The following is a 21,502-nucleotide window of genomic DNA, read 5'->3' as shown; positions in this document are numbered from 1 at the left end:
GATGGGGCAGGGCGCGACGACGACAGGGGTCGGTTCGACTTTTCTGGGGTGGGTTTGGTGACAGCAATGACGGGTATGAAGACTGTGCGCGCGGGCGCCATATTGCTGGCGGGCACGATGCTGTCGGGTGTGCCGGTCATGGCACAGACCGCTCCGGGTGCCGGAGCGGCTCCGGCCGCCACGCCGACACCGCTGGTCGCACCGGCGCCGGTGCGCACGATCAAGACGCTGCGCGTCGAGGGCGCTCAGCGTATCGAGCCCGAGACGGTGTTGTCCTACACCAAGCTGCGGGTCGGCATTCCGTACACCCCGGAAACGCTCGACCAGGCACTGAAGGACCTTCAGGCGTCGGAGCTGTTCGCCGACTTCTCGATCTCCGGCGTGGAAACGGGCGATATCGTGCTGCGCGTGCGGGAGAACCCGATCATCAACCGGGTGATCCTGGAGGGCAACAAGCGCCTGAAGGAAGACAAGATCAAGAAGGAGATCAAGCTGTCTCCTCGCCAGATCTTCACCCGTACCGCCGTTCGCCAGGACGTGGCGCGCATCGTCGAGCTGTATCGCCGCCAGGGCCGGTTCGGCGCGGTGGTCGAGCCAAAGATGGTCAATCTCGACCAGAACCGCGTCGACGTGGTGTTCGAGATCAACGAGGGGCCGAAGTCCAAGGTCCGCCAGATCAACATCATCGGCAACGAGAAATTCTCGGACGATGAACTGCGCGGTGCGATGTACACCAAGCAGTCGCGCTGGTTCCGTTTCCTGTCCTCGGCCACCAGCTATGACCAGGATCGCCTGGCCGCCGACCAGCAGAAGCTGCGCCTGTTCTACCTGACCAACGGCTATGCCGATTTCCGCGTGACCAGCGCGGTGGCCGAGCTGACGCCGGACAAGAAGGACTTCATCATCACTTACGTGGTGGAGGAAGGTCCGCGCTACAAGTTCGGCGACGTCAAGGTCGACAGCCAGATCCGCGACTTCGACAATGCCAAGCTGGCTCAGTCGCTGCCCATGAAGAAGGGCGAGTGGTATAACGCCAAGCTGATCGAGGATTCGATCGACAGCCTCAGCCAGACCGCCGGTCTGTTCGGCTATGCCTTTGCCGACGTGAACCCGGACATTCAGCGTGACAAGGACACGCTGACCATGTCGGTGACGTTCAACATCGCCGAAGCCAAGCGCACCTATGTCGAGCGGATCGACATCAACGGCAACACGCAGACGCAGGACAAGGTCGTCCGCCGTGAAATCCGCGTGGCGGAGGGCGATGCCTTCAACAGCTTCCAGGTCCGCCGCAGCCAGGACCGCATCAACTCGCTCGGCTATTTCCAGGAAAAGCTGGAGATCAAGCAGAACCCGGGTTCGGCGCCGGATCGTATCGTCCTGGAAACCAATGTCGAGGAACAGTCGACCGGCTCGCTGCAGCTGTCGGCCGGTTATTCGTCGCTGGAACGCTTCATCATCCAGGCGAACATCACCCAGCGCAACTTCCGCGGCAAGGGCCAGGAACTGCGCGCGGGCGTGAACTACTCCGCCTATTCCAAGTCGATCGAGCTGGGCTTCACCGAGCCCTATGTGTTCGACAAGAATATCGCGCTGGGCGTTGACGTGTTTCGCCGCGACTTCAACTCGTTCAACTATCTGGGCACCACGCGTCAGACGACCTATAGCCAGGTGTCGACCGGCTTCCAGGTCCGCGCGGGCGTTCCGCTGACCGAATATTGGTCGCTGTCGGGCCGTTATGGCCTGACCTATGACCAGGTTGGTTTGGCGTCTTCGTTCTTCAACTCGGACGGCACCTGTAACTTCCAGCAGGCGGGGCGCTATCTCTGCGACTCGATCGGTAATCGCTGGACATCATCGGTCGGCTATTCGCTGATCTACGACAGCCTGAACAGCCGTCTGCGCCCGACCGCCGGTCATCGCTTCTCGTTCAGCCAGGACTTTGCGGGTCTGGGCGGCGACGTGAAGTACATCCGCACCCGTGCGGAAGGTGCCAAGTTCAAGGGGCTGGGCAAGGGCTTCGTCTTCTCGATCCTGGGCGAGGGCGGTTATATCCACTCGCTGGAGAAGAGCCGTGGTCCGGGTATCGATCCGGTTCGCATCGTCGACCGCTTCTATCTGGGCGAGCCGCAATTCCGTGGCTTCGACATTCGCGGCGTCGGCCCGCGCGTGCTGCGCGTGCCCTATGTCATCGGCAATGACGGCAGCCAGTCGAAGCAGACCGATCGCGACCAGATCGTCGACGACTCGCTGGGCGGTCGCGCCTATTATCTGGCGCGCGCGGAACTCGAGATCCCGTTGGGCTCGGGTGCGCGGGAAATGGGTCTGCGGCCCAGCATCTATGTCCAGGCGGGCAGCCTGTGGGGCGTCACGCGTCCGCTGCCGTCGCTCAACTTCCCGCAGGCGAAAGACGCCAGCGGCAAGCTGCTGTTCAACAAGGATGGCTCGCCCACGCTGGCCCCGGTAGCGGCAACCGACGGGCAGGGGCGTCCGCTGTACGCCGTGCCGACTGACGCCACCACGACAGCCAACAGCACGGCCGGGCTCAGCACGATCTGCCCGACCGGCTATGCGCCGCTGGGCAGCACGGTCGCCTGCTCGGGCACCTCGGTCAACACCGCGCTTCAGAACACCAGCTACGCCGTCGAGGAATTCTACGGCGGCACTTGGAAGCCGCGCGTGTCGGTGGGCATCGGCGTGAACTGGAATTCACCATTTGGACCGCTGCGCATCGACTTGGCCAAGGCATTGGTCACGCAGCCGGGCGACGACCCCAAGCTCATTACTTTCAACGTAGGGACGCAGTTCTGATGAAGACGATTTCCAAGCTCCTCCTCGCGGCGGCCCTTGTCGCTCCGGCCGCGACCGTCGCCACCACCGCCAGTGCGCAGGTGAACGGCGTCGCCGTCGCCGACCCGCAGGGTGCGATCGCCGGTTCGCGTGCCTGGACCGCCGCCCGCCAGCAGATCGAGACGACCTACAAGGCGCAGCTCGACCAGGCCGAAGCCCGCCGCACCGCGCTCGGCCGTGAGCTGGAGCCGCTGGTCCAGGCGTTCCAGACCGCCCGCGCCGCGCCGAACGCCAACGAGGCCGCGCTGCGCACCCAGGCCCAGTCGATCCAGGCCAAGCAGCAGGCCGCCGAGCAGGAGCTGGCTCGCCTGACCCAGCCCGCCGTCCGCGCGCAGACCTATGCGGTCGAGCAGATCCAGGCCCGTCTGGGCGAGGCGGTGCAGAACGCCGTGCGCGCCAAGAATGTCAGCCTGCTGGTCAGCCCGCAGGCCGTGCTGTTCATGCAGCCGACCGCCGATATTACCTCGGCGGTGACTGCCGAGCTGGACAAGCTGGTCCCGACCGTCAGCATCACGCCGCCCGCCAACTGGCAGCCCGGCCAGCAGGGTCAGCAGGGTGCGGCTCCCGCCGCCACTGCTCCGGCCGCCGCCGCCCCGGCGCCTGCCCGTCGCCAGAACAGCGGCCGGTAATATCCCGGTGAGCGACGTCGCGAACGAAGAGGCGAAGACCGTCATCGGCCCGATGGACGTTACCCGGGTCATGGCGGCGATCCCGCACCGTTATCCGATGCTGCTGGTCGATCGTGTCGAGGAACTGGTCCTCGACACGTCGATCCGCGCAGTGAAGGCAGTGACGATGAACGAGGCCTTTTTCCAGGGCCATTATCCCGGCCGTCCGATCATGCCGGGCGTGCTGATCGTCGAGGCGCTGGCGCAGGCCGCCGGCGTTCTGGGCGTGGAAAGCCTGGGCCTCGCCAATTCGGGCAAACTGGTCTATTTCATGTCGATCGACGGCGTGAAGTTCCGCAAGCCCGTGGAGCCCGGCGTCCTCCTCCATCTGGAGGTCGAGTTCGTGTCGAAGCGGACCCGCGTCTGCAAGTTCGCAGGCGTCGCCAAGATCGACGGCGTTGCCGTGGCTGAGGCCAATTTCACCGCGATGATCGCCGATCCGCCAGCGGACGCGTAAGCGATCGTCACGGGCTTTTGACTAACGGGGCTTGGTCCGCTATGGGCCGCGCCTTGAGCTTTAAGGCTGGTCGGAACCAGCCATTTTCCGGAGCAATATCATGAAGACCGACACGCATCCCGACTATCACATGATCAAGGTGCAGATGACCGACGGCACCGTGTTCGAAACCCGCTCCACCTGGGGCAAGGAAGGCGACACGATGCAGCTGGACATCGATCCGCTGGCGCACCCGGCCTGGACCGGCGGCCGTGGCACCATGCTGGACACCGGCGGTCAGGTCGCACGCTTCAACAAGCGTTTCGGTGGCGGTCTCACGCTCCGCAAGTAATCGCTTTCGGCATCCGTGCCGCAAGATCGAAGGACCCGGCGCTTCCCCACGAAGCGCCGGGTTTTTTGTATCGGCCAAAGGCGATGCTGCGCGAATGGGTTTGCAGTCTGTTAACCAGCGGTGTTTAGGGTGGCTCCATGTTCGCCGCTGAATTCGAACCTGCCGAATTGGCCAATCGCCGCCGGGCACCCCGCGCGTCGGTGGCGCTGGACACCGACATGGCGCGCGGCGGATTGGACCGGGCGCTGTGCCGGGTAACGGACATCTCGGTCCAGGGCGCGCGACTGCAAACCTATACCGAGTTGAAGCGCGGCCTGAAGATCTGGCTGCGCCTGCCCAAAGTGGGGGAAGTGGCGGCACGTATCGTGTGGGCGAAGGACTTTGCCGCCGGATGCCATTTCGACACGCCGCTCGCCCGCGAGGATTTCGAGTATCTCGCGCCGCTGACCTGATCGCGTCCATCAGGCTGGTCACTGGCCAGCGGTTCGGCTAGGCAAGGGCAAAGCCGTAACAAATGGAACGATCTTGACCCTCTCCGCCATTCCCGTCGGCACACCGCGCAGCGAGGACAGCATCGCCGCGGTCAGCGTGACCGAGCTGTTCACGATCGGCATCGGCCCTTCCAGCTCGCACACCGTCGGCCCGATGCGGGCGGCCAAGGCTTTTGCGGTCGAGATGCTGGATACCGGCCTGATCCCCGATCGGGTGCAGGCGGAGCTGTTCGGCTCGCTTTCGCTGACCGGGCGGGGACATCACAGCGACCGGGCAGTCTTGCTGGGGCTGGCGGGCGAGACGCCCGAGCGGGTCGATCCCGATGCGATCGAGGGATTGCTGGCGACGATCGCCGAGACTCGCCAGCTGATGCTGGACGGCCGTCACCCGCTGCCCTTCGATCCCGAACAGGATTTGCTGTTCCGACCCGGCTTCCTGCCCGCGCATCCCAACGGCATGGTCTTCACCGCTTTCCTGCCCGACGGCAGTTCGGTCGTCCGCCGCTTCTATTCGATCGGCGGCGGCGCGATCCGCATGGAGGGTGCCGAGCCGATGCGCACGAACCGCAGGCTGGCGCATCCCTTCGCCTCGGGCGCCGAATTGCTGGAGCGCACCGACGAGACCAGCCTGTCGATCGCCCAGATCGTCCGCGCCAACGAGGCGGCGTGGCGGGAGGATGGTGAAACCGATGCGTTCCTGGACCGGGTGCGCGACGCCATGTGCGCTTCGATCGAGCGCGGCTGTGCGGCTTCGGGTATCCTGCCCGGCGGGTTGAAGGTTCAGCGGCGCGCACAGGCGATCAAGCAGAAGCTGCTCGACCGGGGCCCGCGCAGCGATCCCAGCCTGGTGTTCGAATGGGTCAGCCTTTGGGCATTGGCGGTCAATGAGGAGAATGCGGCGGGCGGCCGGGTCGTCACCGCGCCGACCAATGGCGCGGCGGGTGTCATCCCGGCGGTGCTGCGTTACTACGAAACCTTCGTCCATGGTGCGACGCGCGACGGGGTGCGCACGCTCTTGCTGACGGCGGCGGCGGTGGGGATGCTGTACAAGAAGCGGGCGTCCATTTCGGCGGCTGAGATGGGGTGCCAGGGCGAGGTCGGCGTTGCCTGCTCGATGGCGGCGGCGGGGCTGGCGGCGGCCCTGGGCGGCTCCCCGGCGCAGGTCGAGAATGCGGCCGAGATCGGCATGGAGCATAATCTCGGCCTGACCTGCGATCCGATCGCCGGGCTGGTCCAAATCCCGTGCATCGAGCGCAACACCATGGGGGCGATCAAGGCGATCAACGCCGCCTATCTGGCGCTGCACGGCGACGGCAAGCACATCGTCAGCCTGGACCAGGTGATCGAGACGATGCGTCAGACCGGCGAGGATATGAAGTCGCAGTATAAGGAAACCAGCCTCGGCGGTCTGGCGGTCAACGTCGTCGAGTGCTGATTACGTCCCCGCGGCCCAGCGCACCGCGTTGGTCAGGATGCGGCGGTAATCGGGGGCGTCGTAAAGCTGCGGCTCATGCCCCAGCGCGGAATAGAAGACCCGGCCCTTCGCGCGTGGATTGATCCACATGACGGGATGCGCGGCCCCCATGCGGAGCGTATCGCCGGGGCGGTAGCTGGCCTCGTCCACCTGCGCCAGGATCGTCATGCCGCGCGTCGCGGGGTTGCGGTCGAAGCTGTACCATTCGTCGCGCGGGACCCACGGAGTCCGCACGCCCGCCATGATCGGATGGCGGGGTTGCATAATCTCGACACGGGCGGGCTGGATATGGTCTTCGCCGTTGGGGTGGCCCGTGAAGGTCGTGCCGATGATCGTGTCGACATACCAAGGCGCCTTGTGGCTGTTGTCGCCCGCCGCATGAAGCGCGACCACCCCGCCGCCGCGCGCGACGAAACGGGCGAAGGCGGCCTGCTGCTCGGGCGTGAGGAAATCGCCGCTGGCGCTGTTCAGGACCACCACCGAGAAATGGGATAGCTGGTCGTCGTTGAAGACCGCGGCATTCTCGGTGGTGAAGCTGGGGCGGTGGAGCGCTTTGGCGATATCGGCCAGCACGACATTGGAATGCGGGATATGCTCGAAGTGCCGCCAGCCATTGGTCTTGGAGACGATCAGCACGCCCCGCTTCAGGCCGGCGGGGAGGGTGGGGGCGACGGTGTCGACCACCTTGGGCGGCAGATGCGGATCGGATGGCGCCTGTGCCACGGCGACGAGCGCCATCATCACCAGTGTTTTCAGCATCATCCGTCTCCCTTTTCGGGGAGCGTAGCAAATCCTCCCCGGCACGGGGAGGGGGACCATGCGCAGCATGGTGGAGGGGGCTTTCCATATCGGGCGTCCCTTACGGATGCCCCCCTCCGTCAGGCCTTGCGGCCTGCCACCTCCCCGTGCCGGGGAGGATCGTCGTCAATCCGCCGCGATGGGGCCGTCATGCGGTTTGGGTCGCCGGGTGAACCAAGTCAGCGCCGCCAGCACGATGCACAACCATGCCGAGACATAGAAGATGTCGGTCGAGGCAAGCAGATAGGCCTGCCCAACCATCTGCCGCGTGACGGCGGCGGCGGCCTGGACGTCGGTCAGGCCCAGATGGTTCAGGCCGTTCCGCGCCATCTGCCACACCGGACCCTGGCCGATCGCTTCGGACAGATGGGCCTGGTGCATCGCCTCGCGCCGGTCCCACATGGTCGTGGTCAGCGACGCGGCGAAACTGCCCGCCGTGATGCGCGCGAAATTCGAGATGCCGGTCGCCGAGGGGATGCGCGCCTGCGGCACGCCGTCCAGCGCGATGGTCAGCATGGCGAGGAAGAAGGTGCTCATCGCGATACCCTGCACCATCAGCGGCAGGACGAAATCGCTGAAGCTGGCCTGCGTATTCAGCCCCGAGCGCATCCAATAGGATACCCCGAACGCCGCAAAGGCGATCGTCGCCATGATCCGCGCATCGACCTTGCCCGACAGCCGCGCGACGATGGGGGTCAGCACCACCGCCACCGCCCCGCTGGGTGCCGCGACCAGACCCGCCCAGGTCGCGGTATAGCCCAGTTGCGTCTGGAGCCAGAGCGGCAGCAGCAGCGTGTTGGCGAAGAACACCGCGTAGCCCAGGCAAAAGGCGAGTGTCCCGATGCTGAAGTTGCGCCCCTTGAACAGCGACAGGTCGACCGCCGGGTTGGCGTCGGTCAGCTCCCAGATCAGCCAGGCGATAAAGCCGACGATGGCGATCACCGTCATCACGACGATCCGGGTCGAGTGGAACCAGTCGTCATTCTTGCCGAGGTCCAGCATCATCTGCAGCGCGCCGACCCAGACGACCAGCATGATAAGCCCGACCTTGTCGATCGGCAGGTTGCGGGTCGGCGTCTCTCGGTCGGAAAGTCCGCGCCAGCATACGCCTGCGCAGAACAGGCCGACCGGCACGTTGATGAGGAAAATCCAGCTCCAGTGATAATTGTCGGAGATGTACCCGCCCAGGATCGGCCCCATGATCGGCGCGACCAGCGTGGTCATCGACCAGATGCCGAGCGCGGTCGATCGCTTCTGCGGCGGGAAGATCGAGATCAGCAGCGCCTGGCTGCCCGGGATCATCGGCCCCGACACCGCGCCCTGCAGGATGCGGAAGCCGATCAGCGAGGACAGGTTCCAGGCTATCCCGCACAGGAAGGAGGCGACCGTGAACAGGAAGACCGAGACGCAGAAGGTCCGCACCACGCCGAACTTGCCCATCAGCCAGCCGGTCAGTGGCACCGCCACGCCGTTGGCGACGGCAAAGGCGGTGACGACCCAGGTCGAGTTGTCCGAGCTGACGCCCAGATTGCCCGCGATGGTGGGCAGCGAGACATTGGCGATCGTCGAGTCCAGCACCTGCATGAACGTGCCGAGCGCCAGTGCGAAGGCGATCAGCGCCAGCGAGGCGCCTTTCAGCGGGGCGGGGCCTTCCCCCGCGCCCGCCTGAGCGGGGGCCCCGGCCATCAGCGGTTGGCCGCGATGATCTGTGCGATACGGGCCTCGATCGCCGGATCCTTGCCATCGGTGCCGCTGGTGCTGTCGACCTGGGTCGCGGCGGTGCCGATGCGCGGGCCGTTCTGGTCGGCGGTATCAACCGTCACCGTCGCCGACAGACCGACGCGTAACGGGTTCTGGCGCAGCTCATTGGCGTTCAGGCCGATGCGTACCGGCACGCGCTGGACGATCTTGATCCAGTTGCCGCTGGCATTTTGCGGCGGCAGCAGCGCAAAGGCGTTGCCGCTGCCCGCGCCAAGGCCGACGACCTTGCCGTGATAGACGATCTTGCCGCCATAGATGTCGGCGGTGATCGTCGCGGGCTGGCCGATGCGTAGGTCCTTGAGCTGGGTCTCGCGGAAGTTGGCGTCGACCCACAGCCGGTCGAGCGGGACGACCGCCATCAACGGCGTGCCCGCCGCGACCTGTTGCCCCACCTGGACCGTGCGCTGGGCGACGACGCCGCCGATGGGTGCGACGACGTGCATGTGGCTGCGCGTGATGGCGGCGCGGCGATAGGCGGCGATGGCCGCCATCACGGCGGGGTTGGTGTCTACGTCCGTGCCCTGGACTGCGGTACGGGCCTGCGCCGCCTGGGCGCGGGCGAGGGCGAGGTTGGCGTTCGCGACCTTCACCGCATCGGCGGCGTGCGACAGTTCCTCGCCGGACACCGCTCCCTCGCCGGCGGCGCCCTGGCGGCGGGCATAGTCGGCGCGGGCGCGTGTCAGTTCGGCCTGGGCCTGGACGATGGCGGCACCGCTCTGGTTGACCTTGGTGAAGTCGGCGCGGGTCGCGCGCACCGCGCGGGCCAGCTCGGCGGCGGCGGAGGCGACGCCGACATCGGCGGTCGCGGGGTCGAGATCGATCAGCGGCTGGCCCGCCTTCACCGTCTGGGTATTGTCGGCATGGATGGCCAGGACCTGTCCCGGATCGCGCGCGGTGATCGCCACCACGTCGCCCGCGACATAGGCGTCGTCGGTCTCTTCTTCGGGCTTGGCGAGCAGGAAGTGGAACACCGCCCAGACGATGGCGGCGATCACGACAACGACGACCAGGATGGTCAGGCCGAGCTTGCGCGCCTTCGGCTTGCCGCCGTTCGGGGCTTGCGTGGTCGGAGCGGCGGGGGAGGGGGTGGCGGCTTCGGTGTCGCTCATTGCGTGATACCCTGCGAAGAAGAGGAGAAGCCGCCCCCAAGGGCGACGGCCAGCGCGATGCGCGCCTGGACGGCGTCGGCGGCGAGATTGGCGTCGGCCTGATCCGACTCCAGCTGGCGGATGTCGGGATCGATCAGGCCGAGTTGCGATTGCAGCCCGCTCGACACGCGAATGGCGTTCAGGCGGCGGGTTTCGGACAGGCCACGCGTCACCTCGGCTTGGCGGGCGCGTTCGGTGGCGATGGTGCGGCTGCGCGTGACTGCATCGGCCGCCTCACGGACGGCACCCACGACACGGTTGTTATAGTCGGCCGTCGCCAGATCGAGCGCGGCGGTCGCGCCCGCCAGTCCGGCGCGCAGCCGTCCGCTGTCGAAGATCGGCAGATGGATCGCCGGACCCGCCGCGGCGGCCGCCGCATCGGCGGTGAACAGATTGCCCAGCCCGACGGCCTGGAAACCGGCCAGCGCGGTCAGGTTGATATTGGGCAGGAACGCCTTGCGCGCAACCTCCTGCCCCTTGCTCGCGGCATCGATCCGGGCGAGCGCGGCGGCGATGTCCGGGCGCCGCGACAGCAGGTCGGCGGGCACGGTGGCGGGGATGGGCAAAGCGGCGTCGAAGGCCAGCTTCGTCGGCGCGATGGTCGCGGGATAGTCGAGGCCGCGACCGGCCAGCGCCGCCAGGGCATTGCGGGACAGCGCGGCTTGCGTCTCGGCCCGGGCCAATGCCACCCGCGCCTGAGCGAGCAGCGTCCGCGCGCCGGATGCGTCGATCTGGCTGGCCAGCTGGTGCCGGATCCGCGCCTGAACCAGCCCCAGCGAGCGGGTGCGGGTCGCGATCGTCTGGCGCGCGATCGCGGCCTGTCGCTCGGCGCGGGCCAGTTCGACATAGGTCTGCGCGACCGACCCGGCCAAGGCCAGCCGAGCGGCCGTCACGTCAAGCGCAGCGGCGCGCGTCGAGGCGCGGGCGGCCTCGATCGCGGCGGCCTGTCGCCCGAACAGGTCGATCGTCCAGTTCAGATTGGCCTGCGCCTGCCCCAGCCACTGGGTCGTCCCCGCATAGGGCGGCGGGATGATGTACTTCCCCGACAGCCGATTATACTGTTCCTGAGCGTCGAGTGATACCGACGGGCCGTCATCGGCGCGGCGGGTGGCCAGCACCGACTCGGCCTGCCGCAACCGGGCCAGCGCGATGTCGAGCGAAGGGTTGCCCGCCAACGCGTCGCCGACGATCCGATCGAGCTGCGGATCGCCCAAGCCCCGCCACCAGTCGGCGGCGACCAGCGGCGCCTGCGCCGTTCCCAGACCCAGCTTTTCAGGGGCGGTGGGGGTGATGGCGGGATGCGCCTGCGGCACCGAACAGCTCGCGAGCAGCAACCCGGTCAGACATGCGAAACGCTTCATGCCACCGTCTCCAGCTTGTTGCGCAGGCGAAGCAAATCGCCGACGAACCGTTCGATCTCCTGCGGCGACCAGTCGGCCAGCCACTCGTTCCACTGGGCGAACACCTTGGCCTTGCAGCGATCGGAAATGGCATGGCCCGCTTCGGTCAGCGACAGGCGGACGACCCGGCGATCCTCGGTGCAGCGGCAGCGCTCGATCAGGCCACGCTCCTCCAGCATATCGACGATGCGGGTCGTGGCGCCCGTGTCGTGGCACAGGTGGCGGGCGAGTTCGGCCGCGGTGCCGCCGACGCCATATTGCAGCGCCATCAGCGCGCTCCACTGGACATGGGTGACTTCCTCATCGGCGAAGACCGGCTCCAGGCCGATCCGGGCAAGCTGGAATACGCGCTTGGTGAGATAGCCGACCGAGCGTTCGGGATTGAAAGGGTCTGGGTTGTCGGACGTCATGTCGCTGCCATGGCAATGGTTGCCTGGGCAGTCAATTCTCGTTGCGATCATGACATGAATTTCATGCATCATCATCGGCGAAGAAAATGCAATTGGTTGTCACTATCGTTGCATTGGTGGCCATGCGAAAGCACACCGGGCCGTGCTCGGGCGTATCAGTGGAGGAACAATGACGCCCAGCTTCCGCGCGCTGCAGGTCGCCGATACGCCCCGGTTGCAGCAGGCCGATACCCGCGACCTGAAGCTGGCCGGCCAGTTTCGCTATTTGAGCCGGATCAGCACCAATAGCGGTGCCGTCACCGCCGCAGGCGAGGCCATCCCGGTGGGGCAGGACGCCTTTGCCACGTTCGACCTGTTGGGCAGCCTGCGCGTGGTCGACCATGTCCGCGCCAGCGTGAACCTGCGCAACGTGACGAACGCCAAATATCGGGGTACGCTGAAATACCGGCAGGCCTTCTCGCTGCCCCGCGCAGCATCATGGCGACGCTGCGCTTCGATTATTGAGGGCAGGCGGGGCGAGGCCGTGACGTCTCGCCCCGCTATCGGTCAGCGCTCTTCCTTCGTCGCCTCGATTGCGGCATTCGCGGCCAGGATATAGGCCGAGGTCGTCGCGACCGTATATTCATTCTCGAACCACAGAAACGGCCAGTCGGTCTTCAACTCGGGGAAGTCCGGCTTCACGATCAGAACGCCCGGCACCAGCCCGCCGGGGATGAAGCCGTAATCGGCGCGGTTGTGGCCATAGCCGATCAGCTTGGACGCGGTGCCCACCGTCGAGACCAGCGAAAGATTGTTCGCCGGATGCCGTCCCAGCACATAGTCGATCGCGTTCAGCGTGTAGTCGGTGTCGATGATCTCCGGGAACGCCTTGTGCATCAGGAAGGCGGTCGATCCGAACTCGACGACCTGATGCGAACCGGCCCAGTTGCCCTCGCTGATCGGCACGCCGAAGGGGTTTTTGGCGGCCTCCGCATCCATCTTCACCTTGGCCTGCCGGACGAGCGGGACCAGCGCGGCGCGGTATTGGGCGTCCATGAACGGAATGGCGCGCACCGCTGGCGCGCGGACCCAGGCGAAATTCTTCGCGATGACGGGCATCAGCGCGCGCAGGCGATCGGCATAGACGCGCTCGCCCTTGCTGGTGATGAGCATCTCGACGGTCGCACCGACATTGGCGCCGTCCGCCGACCAGGGCGTACCGGAGTCGTCGCGGCCGTCGCCCGACTTGATCGGCCCCTTCTGATAGCGTCCCCATAGGACCTTGGCGGCGTCCCAGGCCTCGGCCGCCATGTTCGGGTCGCTGTCCGACAACGCGCGCGATGCCGCCGCGAGTGCACCCGCCATCGCCAGATTGTTGGCGGGCAGATCGGTGGTGAACGCCCAGCGATCGTCCTGCGCGCCCGACGACCCACCCTTGCGCTCATTGACGCCAAGCGAGGCGTCATAGGTCAGATTGTCGGTCTGCGACCCCGCATCGCCCAGATGGGCATATTGGCGCTGCACCGGATCGATGATGCCGACGATCGCATGGCCGAACACCTTATACTGGGCGAGCAACTGCAGGACGCCGTGGCGGATCTGCTGCACCGCGTCCTGCTTGCCATCGGGCTTGCGGATCTCGACCGCGCGGGCGGCCTCGTCCACGCTCGTCTCGTCCCAATCGAGGCCATAGAGTTCGCGACCCCAGGCGAGATCGCGGACCACCTGCGCATTTTGCGGTGTCTGGATGTCATAGTCGCCCGCATCCTGAAACCCGCCGACATTCAGGCCGGGGATATGCTCGCCGGGCTTGAACGGCGAGTCGAGGTTCGGGCCCATCTTGTAACCATCGAAATGGACATGGTCGGGCGGGGCCTGGCGCGCGTCGTCGAGGTGGGAGGGCGCGGACCAGACGCGGTACTGCTCGCGAATGCCGACATGATCCATCTGCTCGGCGATGAAGGTGTCGAGCGAGGTCTGCCAGATGTGGTCATAGGCGTCGGCGGCGATACGGAACGGATTGGTGACCTGGCCGCCATAGGCGATCGCATAGATGCCCGGCTCGCGGACCTGCGAGAAGTCGAACGCGGCATAATTATACCGCATCCAGCGCCCCCGCGGAATGACGGCGCTGCGCAACACCGACTGGCGCGTGCCGTCGGCGGCAAGCCGGACCAGTTCCGCCTCGCCCGGCGCGGTGCCGTGCGGATCGGTTTCGATCAGCGCGACCTTCGACCGGCCCGGCGTATAGCCCGCCTGGTTGAACGAGACGACCGGCGGGCGTACCCAGTCCTTCACGACATTGGGGCGGACATGCCAGACGACGGCATTCTCCGTGGCCCCGGCCGCGATCAGCGAGCGGACGACGAACCAGCCATTCTGCGCCCGGTTGCGCGCGTCATACAGCGCCAGGCCACCCGCATCCGAGGTGATCGTCACGCGGGTCAGCGGGTCCTCCGGTGACAAGGTGATCGACTTGCCGCCCGAAGCCAGCGGCATGGGGTCGCCCGATCCGTCCCTGGCCATCGGGCCGGTGGGATGGCGCGGGAACAGACCCGGCGCACTATCCATCAGATAGGTCTTGCCGAAATAGCGCGTCGGCAGGAAATCGAGATTGAACCCCGCCTTGCCGACAAGCGCGGCAGGCAGCGGCTGGTCGAGGTCGACCGCGATGCGAAAGCCGTCGCCTTCCGCCGTCACCTTTACCCGATAGGCGAGCTTCTGGTCCTTATAGGCGGATCGGACGATGATCTGGTTGGGCTCGGTCCCGCGCGTACGGCTGACAAAGGCCGGAACGGGGTCCCATTGCTCGGGCGTGGGATTGAGCCGTACAGCACCGTCGGTGGCGATCCGTTCCCCATGCAGGACGATCTGAATCCCGGCATTCTTTTCGTCGAAGAAGATCGGGCTGAACTGGTTCTGGTCGACCATCACGGTCAGGCCTTGCCGCTCCAGCGTCTCGGCGGGCGTGACGGCGAGCGCGGATGCCGAGCCTTGCGCTCCCGTTTGCAACGGGGCGGCCATGGCCGATGTCATGATGCTTGCCGACGCCAGCAAGGCGGCACCCATTCCTATCCGCATAACCTCTCCTGATATAGATAGCGCTATCATTTTTAGCGGTGGACAGGGCGGGCAATGGTCAGGCCGACGTCCATGTCCGAAACGCGGGGCGAAGCGTTTGCCGCTCTCACCTTGCGCGCAATCTGTGCCAGGCTTCGATATTAAACAACGAAAAAATCGTGATTAAATGTGTGGCATGTTTTGAAGGCGGGGCAAGCGCTGCAAGCCGACAGCTCCTTGGCTCCCACCAACAGCTCGATTTTATAACGCTCACATAAAGGCCCAGTGGTTTTAAAAAGGCTGCCTGGTTAGCGCTTGTTTATGGGTCTTGTAGCGCGGCTGGGCCGGGCCTGGCTCGTCCGCCGCCGGCTTGATAAACTGGACGTTGGGCTGACCGATTGAGATCCATCGCCAGCGAAGCACGATAGGCGGCCCGATCCCAGACTGGATCCGATTGACCCGACCGAGACGATGACCTCCGATCGATCAGACCTTGACCCCGTTCAGGGTTTCCATCTCGCCCAACACCCGCGCCTTGCGGCCATAGACATATTCGAACAGCGGGCTGGCCATCATGGTGGTGACGATCGCCATCAGGACTAGCATCGAGAAGAGGGTGGGGCCGATGATTCCCTTTTGCAGGCCGATGTTGATGATGATGAGTTCCATCAGCCCGCGCGAGTTCATCAGCGCGCCGATCCCCATCGCGGTGCGGTTGTCCTCGCCGCAGGCCCGTGCCGCCAGATAGCAGGCGCCGAACTTGGCGGCGATCGATACGGCCAGGATGCCCAGCGCGATCAGCAGCAGCGAGACCGAATTGACCATGTCCATCCGCGTGTTCAGCCCTGAATAGGTGAAGAACATCGGCAGCAGCAGGACGACCGCTAGCGGCTCGACCTTCTTCTTCAACTCGGTGACGAACAGGCCGCGCGGCATGAACACGCCCAGGATAAAGCCGCCGAAAATGCCGTGCACGCCGATCGCATCCATGATGAAGGCCGACACGCAAAAGGCCATCAGCGTGATCGCCAGCACCGTCGTGCTCATCTCGCCCTTCGCTTCGACCGCACGGCCTAGCGGCGCCAGCAGTCGACGGGCGAACAGGATCAGGAAGCCGACATAGAGGAACGCCCCCCCGATCGCGAGGATGGCCACCCCGCTACCCCCGCCGAAGGTCGCCAGCACGATCGCCAGCACGCACCATGATGCGGCGTCGTCAAACGCTCCTGCTGCCAGCGACAGCGTGCCGAGCGGGCTGTCCGCCAGTCCCCGCTCGTTGATGATCCGGGCGAGCATCGGAAAGGCGGTCAGGGCGATGCAGGCGCCCATGAACAGCGTCGCATTGGCCTGGCTGATCCCGGCGGTGAACAGGCCGGGCACCTGCAATAGAAAGGGCGTGATCGCCGCCGCGATCAGGAACGGCGCGATGACGCCCGACGCCGACACCGCCATGGCGCTGCGCGCCTTCGACCGGAAGTGATCGATGCGCAGCGTCAGGCCGACCAGAAACATGTAGAGCGCCACGCCGAGCTGCGATCCGGCATAGAGGACGTTGCGGGTTTCCTTGGGAAAGATCGCGGCCTGCAGATCCGGAAAGAACAGGCCAAGCAGCGATGGCCCCAGCAGAACCCCGGCGATCATCTCGCCCACCACCGGCGGCTGGGCCAGGAAGCGCTGCCCCGCCCAGCTGACGATGCGGCATGCGAACAGGATCACCGCCAGCTGCAGGAAGAAGTGGATGCTGTAGTCGCCCGGCACATAGGTCGCGGCGGCTCCGGTACTTGCCGGGCCATGGGGCGCCAGGATGCCGGTGAAGGTCGTCCAGAAACTGTCGATCGCGTCGTTCATCCGCGCCTATCCCCCCATGCCCGGCCGCTTCGATCCGGCCAGTGCGGTATTGCCCTATATTGCAACGGGATCGGGGGGAAGTCCGATGGATTGACGGTGCCTGTCGCCAATCTCGCCCCGGCCGCGACGTCATGTCGCGGCCGGGGCCGGGCGCATGAAATACCGCTCAGGCGATAGTGGGCAGCCGGTCGAGATGCTTTTCCAGCGTCAGCGGATAGTCACGAATACGGACACCCGTCGCATTATAGACCGCGTTGGCCACCGCAGCGCCGACGCCGCACAGGCCCAGTTCACCGACGCCCTTGGCCTTCATCGGATTGGCCTTGTCATCGGCTTCCTCCAGAAAGACGACCTCCTGATGCGGAATGTCGGCATGAACCGGCACTTCATAGCCCGCCAGGTCGTGGTTGACGAAGAAGCCGAACCGTTTGTCGACCGCCAGTTCCTCCATCAGCGCCGAGCCGACGCCCATGGTCATCGCGCCGATCATCTGGCTGCGCGCCGCCTTGGGGTTGAGGATACGCCCGGCCGCGCAGACCGCGAGCATCCGGCGAAGCCGCGTGACGCCGGTATAGGCATCGACCCCGACCTCGACGAAATGCGCACCGAAGGTCGACAGCTGATAGGTCTTGTCGAGAGTGCCGAACTCGATCCGGTCCTCGGCGGTCAGCGGTCCCGCTGAGGCCGCATCGCGAAGGGCGACCGATCGGTTGCCGCCCGTCACCTGACCATCGGCGAAGTTCAACTCGGCCGAGTTGGAGCCCAGCCGCTGGGCCACCGCCTCACGCAGCTTGACGCAGGCCGCATAGACGCCCGCCGTCGCATTGGCCGCGCCGAACTGGCCGCCCGAACCCGCTGACACCGGATAGTCGCTGTCGCCCAGCCGGACGTCGACCGCGCTCATCGGCACGCCCATCATCTCGGCGGCGGTCTGGGCGATGATCGTATAGCTGCCGGTGCCGATATCGGTCATGTCGGTCTCGACCACGACCCGGCCGTCCTTGTTCAGCGTGACCCGCGCGCCCGACTTCATGTTCATGTGGTTGCGGAAAGCGGCGGCGACGCCCATACCGACCAGCCAGCGGCCGTCGCGGGTCTGGGCAGGCTTGGCATTGCGTTGGTTCCAGCCGAAACGTTGCGCCCCCTCCTCCAGGCAGCGGACGAGCTGGCGCTGCGAGAATTGGCGGTCGGGCTTTTCGGGATCGACCTGGGTGTCGTTCTTCACGCGGAAGGCGACCGGGTCCATGCCCAGTTTCTCCGCCATCTCGTCCATCGCGATTTCCAGCGCCATCATACCGGGCGCCTCGCCCGGCGCGCGCATCGCGTTGCCCTCCGGCAGGTTCAGGACGGCAAGGCGCATCGAGGTCAGGCGGTTGGGACCGGCATAGAGCAGCTTGGTCTGGTTGACCGCCGTCTCGGGTCCGCCGCCGGGCTGGTCGCCCGATCCGCTTTCATGCGCGATCGCCTGGATCGCGCCGTCCTTGGTCGCGCCGATACGGATGCGCTGGCTCGTCGCCGGACGATGGGTCGAGTTGTTCGCCATCAGCGGCCGCTGCATCGCGACCTTGACCGGCCGCCCGACCGCCTTCGCGCCCAGCGCCGCCATCACGGCATCGGCGCGCAGGAACAGCTTCCCGCCGAAACCGCCGCCGACATAAGGCGAGACCAGGCGTACCTTCTCCTTCGGCATGCCCAACGTCTTGGCGAGGTCGCCGCGCCCCCAGGCGATCATCTGGTTCGACGTCCAGACGGTCAGTTCATCACCCTTCCAGATCGCGATCGAGGCGAAGGGTTCCATCATCGCATGGCTGTGATCGGGGGTGGTATAGGTCGCATCAAGCTGCACCGGCGCGGCGCTGAAGGCGCTCTCGAACGAGCCCGTCCGGTCTTCCTTGCCCGGCTTGCCCTCTTCACCGCCGGTCAGCGGCGCGGTCTTCAACGCCTCGTCCAGATCGAATTGGCCTTTGGCGCGCTCATAGTCGATCTGCACCAGCCCGGCGGCGGCGCGTGCCTGCTCGAACGTCTCGGCGACGACGATGGCGATCGCCTGGTGATAATGGTCGATCTCCGGCCCGCCGAGCAGCTTGACCGTGTTGAAATTGCCCTTGTTCAACTTGCCTGCCTCGGCGGCGGTGACGATGCCCAGCACGCCCGGCGCACCGCGCGCATCGTCGAGGTTCATCGATCGAATGCGCCCCTTGGCAATGGCGGCCCCGATGATCCAGCCATAGGCGGCATCTGGGGCCTCGGCATGGCGTTCATAGGCATAGGGCGCGGTGCCGGTCGTCTTTCGCGGGCCGTCGATCCGGTCCTGCGGTCGGCCGACCACGGTCATGCGGTCGATGGGGTTGGTACCGGCTGGCTCGGTGAATTTCATGCGGTCCTCGCCTGGCTGATGGCCGCCGCCAGCGTCCGTTCGACGAGCGGCACCTTATATTCGTTGTCCTTGGTGGGCCGGGCGTCGGCGAGCAGGGTCGCCGTCACCGCCTTGGCCCCTTGTGGCATCGCGGCCTCGGCCGCCTCGACCCGCCAGGGCTTGTGCGCGACGCCGCCGACCGCGACCCGGCCCGAGCCGTCCTTCTGGACGATGGCCGCCACCGACACGAGCGCGAAGGCATAGGAAGCGCGGTCGCGTACCTTTTCATAGATATGCGTGCCGCCGACCGGGCGGGGCAGGGTGACGGCGGTGATGAGCTCGCCGGGCTGGAGCGCCGTTTCGATATGCGGCGTATCGCCGGGCAGGCGGTGGAAGTCCGCGATGGGGATGGCGCGGGTCCGGCCGTCCGGGTTCACCGTCTCGACCACCGCGTCCAGCACCCGCATCGCGACATTCATGTCACTGGGGTTGGTGGCGATGCAATGGTCGCTGGACCCCACCACCGCCAGCTGGCGCGAATAGCCGCCGATCGCGCTGCATCCGCTGCCGGGCCTGCGTTTGTTGCAGGCCATGTTGGTGTCGTAGAAATAGGGGCAGCGCGTCCGCTGGAGCAGGTTGCCCGCCGTCGTCGCCTTGTTGCGAAGCTGTCCGCTCGCTCCGGCGACGATCGCGCGGGACAGGACGCCGTAATCGCGCCGCACCCGCTCGTCGGCGGACAGGGCCGTGTTGGTCACGAAGGCGCCGATGCGCAGGCCGCCGTCCTTCGTCTTTTCGATCCGGTCGAGCTTCAGGTCCTGCACGTCGATCAGATGGGTCGGCGTTTCGACCTCGATCTTCATCAGGTCGAGCAGGTTGGTGCCGCCCGCAAGAAACTTGGCACCCGGCTTGGTCGCCGCCCGCGCCGCCGATACCGCGTCCTTCGCGCGTTCATAGGTGAAGGGCTTCATGCCCCCATCTCCTTGCTTGCGACCCCTGCGACCTCTGTCATCGCATCGGCAATGTTGGAATAGGCGCCGCAGCGGCAGATATTGCCGCTCATCCGCTCGCGCATCTCGAGGCCCGATGCCTGGGGCCTGGCGGTCAGGTCGGCCTGGACATGGCTGGGCACGCCGCGCTTGATCTCGTCGAGGACCGCCACCGCCGAGCAGATCTGGCCCGGCGTGCAATATCCGCACTGATATCCGTCGTGGCGCACGAAGGCGGCCTGCATCGGGTGGAGCTTCTCGGGCGTGCCCAGTCCCTCGATCGTGGTGATGCTGTCGCCGTCATGCTGGAGCGCCAATGACAGGCAGCTGTTGATCCGCTCTCCGTTGACCAGCACGGTGCATGCGCCGCACTGGCCATGGTCGCAGCCCTTCTTGGTGCCGGTCAGGTGGAGATGTTCGCGAAGCGTGTCGAGCAGGGTGGTGCGTGGATCGAGCGACAGGGTCTGCGCCTTGCCGTTGACCTTCAGCGTGACGGGCATGGCGGGGGGATCGGCGGGCATGGTGCTCCTTCTGCTCTGCGCTTCGGCCGGGGCCGACGCCGCCATCGCGGAGGCCGCCCCCCCGACGATCACGCCGCGTCGCGACACGGTAAATTCACTGCTATCCGCCACTGTCCCGGCTCCCTTGCACCCTGTCCAGCCCCCGGATGCTATTCCGGTTGCGGTCGATCGGGCGCTGACGCCGACGTCGCAAGCTGACATTTCGTTCATAACGCATTTCACCCGCTTTTGTGGCGGGACAAAAATATCATGGGATAAAATTGCCGGGCTGGCGATCGCCAAGGACGAAGACAGCAGAATTGCGAAGACGCCGCAGCCCTGGCGTGGTAGCATGAAGCATCGCCGGTTTGACGAACGCAAGCGCTGGCGGCTGAGAGACCCTTGTGCTCCCGCTTGTCGCGACGGAGCCATCAGGGTGAGCTATTTTTCCTGTCTGACGGACGCGTGCTCGTGATCGGCCGATTGCTGGGCCGCTGGTTGCGACGTTGGTATTGGCGCCGGATGGATCGCCGATAATGCCGCGGCCGATCGATGCGGCGGAGCGGGCCCGGACCTATGGCGCGCTGATGACGGGCATTGCCGTGCTGGAACGGCGGATCGCACCGCTCTGGATCGTCGAGGCGTCCGCCTTGTCCGGTCGGCATCGCTATGTCCGGGCGCGGGTTACGGCGAACGGCTTGCGCGAACTGGACGTGTTGCTCGCCCATTGGATCGGTCTGGTCGCCTATCGGCCGGTTCGGATGGCGGAAATGGGCGACTGGCGTGAACAGGAAGAAGAGGATGCGGGGCGCTATGACCGCGACTTCACCTCATCCGAAATCATGCGGATGGCCGCCGATTACCGCCTGGCCGCACCGACGCTCTGCCCATCGGACGGGGTATCGCGCGCTTCCGGTCGGGCGGTTTGAGCGGCCGGTTCGATAGGCGTTGATCGCCCGTACCGTCCGGTGCACAGCCTGGGGCC

The 21,502-nt window shown here is 66.1% G+C and carries 19 protein-coding genes; 9 read left to right on the top strand and 10 right to left on the bottom strand.

Going from position 1 to position 21,502, the window contains the following annotated elements:
* Nucleotides 1-75: 75 nt before the first annotated feature.
* The 6 genes from bamA to AC1GI4_RS04400 all read left to right on the top strand — a co-directional run bounded on the left by bamA (nucleotide 76) and on the right by AC1GI4_RS04400 (nucleotide 6,232).
* A complete protein-coding gene (gene bamA / locus AC1GI4_RS04425) occupies nucleotides 76-2,811 on the top strand; it encodes an outer membrane protein assembly factor BamA (RefSeq protein ID WP_479628706.1) in 2,736 nt (911 codons plus the stop codon).
* Nucleotides 2,811-3,479 carry an OmpH family outer membrane protein gene (locus AC1GI4_RS04420; RefSeq protein WP_433910992.1) on the top strand — a complete coding sequence of 223 codons (669 nt, stop codon included), beginning with the start codon at nucleotides 2,811-2,813 and terminating at the stop codon, nucleotides 3,477-3,479. The genes bamA and AC1GI4_RS04420 overlap by 1 nt, the downstream gene beginning before the upstream one ends.
* Before the next feature lie 52 nt (nucleotides 3,480-3,531).
* Entirely contained in the window at nucleotides 3,532-3,975 is a 444-nt protein-coding gene (gene fabZ / locus AC1GI4_RS04415; RefSeq protein ID WP_294275020.1) for a 3-hydroxyacyl-ACP dehydratase FabZ, read from the top strand.
* A gap of 100 nt (nucleotides 3,976-4,075) precedes the next feature.
* A complete protein-coding gene (gene rpmE / locus AC1GI4_RS04410) occupies nucleotides 4,076-4,306 on the top strand; it encodes a 50S ribosomal protein L31 (RefSeq protein WP_042487709.1) in 231 nt (76 codons plus the stop codon).
* Nucleotides 4,307-4,443: 137 nt separating this feature from the next.
* Complete coding sequence (locus AC1GI4_RS04405; RefSeq protein WP_294274991.1) at nucleotides 4,444-4,758, top strand: PilZ domain-containing protein; 315 nt, start codon at nucleotides 4,444-4,446, stop codon at nucleotides 4,756-4,758.
* A gap of 73 nt (nucleotides 4,759-4,831) precedes the next feature.
* Nucleotides 4,832-6,232: an L-serine ammonia-lyase gene (locus AC1GI4_RS04400; protein WP_479628705.1), complete on the top strand. Its 1,401-nt coding sequence runs from the start codon at nucleotides 4,832-4,834 to the stop codon at nucleotides 6,230-6,232.
* Here AC1GI4_RS04400 and AC1GI4_RS04395 read toward each other — a convergent pair whose 3' ends face one another.
* The 5 genes from AC1GI4_RS04395 to AC1GI4_RS04375 all read right to left on the bottom strand — a co-directional run bounded on the left by AC1GI4_RS04395 (nucleotide 6,233) and on the right by AC1GI4_RS04375 (nucleotide 11,788).
* Complete coding sequence (locus AC1GI4_RS04395; protein WP_479628704.1) at nucleotides 6,233-7,033, bottom strand: ThuA domain-containing protein; 801 nt, start codon at nucleotides 7,031-7,033, stop codon at nucleotides 6,233-6,235.
* 162 nt (nucleotides 7,034-7,195) lie between these two features.
* Nucleotides 7,196-8,755, bottom strand: a complete 1,560-nt coding sequence (locus tag AC1GI4_RS04390) for a DHA2 family efflux MFS transporter permease subunit (RefSeq protein WP_479628703.1) — start codon at nucleotides 8,753-8,755, stop codon at nucleotides 7,196-7,198.
* A complete protein-coding gene (locus tag AC1GI4_RS04385; RefSeq protein ID WP_479628702.1) occupies nucleotides 8,755-9,939 on the bottom strand; it encodes an EmrA/EmrK family multidrug efflux transporter periplasmic adaptor subunit in 1,185 nt (394 codons plus the stop codon). The genes AC1GI4_RS04390 and AC1GI4_RS04385 overlap by 1 nt, the downstream gene beginning before the upstream one ends.
* Entirely contained in the window at nucleotides 9,936-11,339 is a 1,404-nt protein-coding gene (locus AC1GI4_RS04380; RefSeq protein WP_479628701.1) for an efflux transporter outer membrane subunit, read from the bottom strand. Before AC1GI4_RS04380 ends, AC1GI4_RS04385 begins: the two co-directional genes overlap by 4 nt.
* Nucleotides 11,336-11,788 carry a MarR family winged helix-turn-helix transcriptional regulator gene (locus AC1GI4_RS04375; protein ID WP_479628700.1) on the bottom strand — a complete coding sequence of 151 codons (453 nt, stop codon included), beginning with the start codon at nucleotides 11,786-11,788 and terminating at the stop codon, nucleotides 11,336-11,338. Before AC1GI4_RS04375 ends, AC1GI4_RS04380 begins: the two co-directional genes overlap by 4 nt.
* A gap of 169 nt (nucleotides 11,789-11,957) precedes the next feature.
* Here AC1GI4_RS04375 and AC1GI4_RS04370 point away from each other — a divergent pair, with 169 nt between their 5' ends.
* Nucleotides 11,958-12,386: a hypothetical protein gene (locus tag AC1GI4_RS04370; protein WP_479628699.1), complete on the top strand. Its 429-nt coding sequence runs from the start codon at nucleotides 11,958-11,960 to the stop codon at nucleotides 12,384-12,386.
* Here AC1GI4_RS04370 and AC1GI4_RS04365 read toward each other — a convergent pair.
* The 5 genes from AC1GI4_RS04365 to paoA all read right to left on the bottom strand — a co-directional run bounded on the left by AC1GI4_RS04365 (nucleotide 12,335) and on the right by paoA (nucleotide 20,583).
* Entirely contained in the window at nucleotides 12,335-14,803 is a 2,469-nt protein-coding gene (locus tag AC1GI4_RS04365) for a glycoside hydrolase family 9 protein (protein ID WP_479628698.1), read from the bottom strand. The two genes, AC1GI4_RS04370 and AC1GI4_RS04365, sit on opposite strands and share 52 nt — an antisense overlap.
* 510 nt (nucleotides 14,804-15,313) lie before the next feature.
* The gene (locus AC1GI4_RS04360; protein ID WP_479628697.1) at nucleotides 15,314-16,675 is read right to left on the bottom strand and encodes a cation:proton antiporter; all 1,362 of its coding nucleotides are present in this window, start codon (nucleotides 16,673-16,675) and stop codon (nucleotides 15,314-15,316) included.
* Nucleotides 16,676-16,841: 166 nt separating this feature from the next.
* Nucleotides 16,842-19,052: an aldehyde oxidoreductase molybdenum-binding subunit PaoC gene (paoC, locus tag AC1GI4_RS04355; RefSeq protein WP_479628696.1), complete on the bottom strand. Its 2,211-nt coding sequence runs from the start codon at nucleotides 19,050-19,052 to the stop codon at nucleotides 16,842-16,844.
* Complete coding sequence (locus AC1GI4_RS04350) at nucleotides 19,049-19,999, bottom strand: FAD binding domain-containing protein (RefSeq protein WP_294275003.1); 951 nt, start codon at nucleotides 19,997-19,999, stop codon at nucleotides 19,049-19,051. Before AC1GI4_RS04350 ends, paoC begins: the two co-directional genes overlap by 4 nt.
* The gene (gene paoA, locus AC1GI4_RS04345; RefSeq protein WP_479630348.1) at nucleotides 19,996-20,583 is read right to left on the bottom strand and encodes an aldehyde dehydrogenase iron-sulfur subunit PaoA; all 588 of its coding nucleotides are present in this window, start codon (nucleotides 20,581-20,583) and stop codon (nucleotides 19,996-19,998) included. The genes AC1GI4_RS04350 and paoA overlap by 4 nt, the downstream gene beginning before the upstream one ends.
* Here paoA and AC1GI4_RS04340 point away from each other — a divergent pair.
* A complete protein-coding gene (locus AC1GI4_RS04340; protein ID WP_479630446.1) occupies nucleotides 20,537-20,992 on the top strand; it encodes a hypothetical protein in 456 nt (151 codons plus the stop codon). The two genes, paoA and AC1GI4_RS04340, sit on opposite strands and share 47 nt — an antisense overlap.
* Before the next feature lie 61 nt (nucleotides 20,993-21,053).
* Nucleotides 21,054-21,446, top strand: a complete 393-nt coding sequence (locus AC1GI4_RS04335) for a hypothetical protein (RefSeq protein ID WP_294275005.1) — start codon at nucleotides 21,054-21,056, stop codon at nucleotides 21,444-21,446.
* The last annotated feature ends 56 nt before the right edge of the window (nucleotides 21,447-21,502 follow it).

The organism is Sphingomonas sp. 77B (genome assembly GCF_056497825.1).
This window is presented reverse-complemented; position numbering and strand designations above follow the sequence as displayed.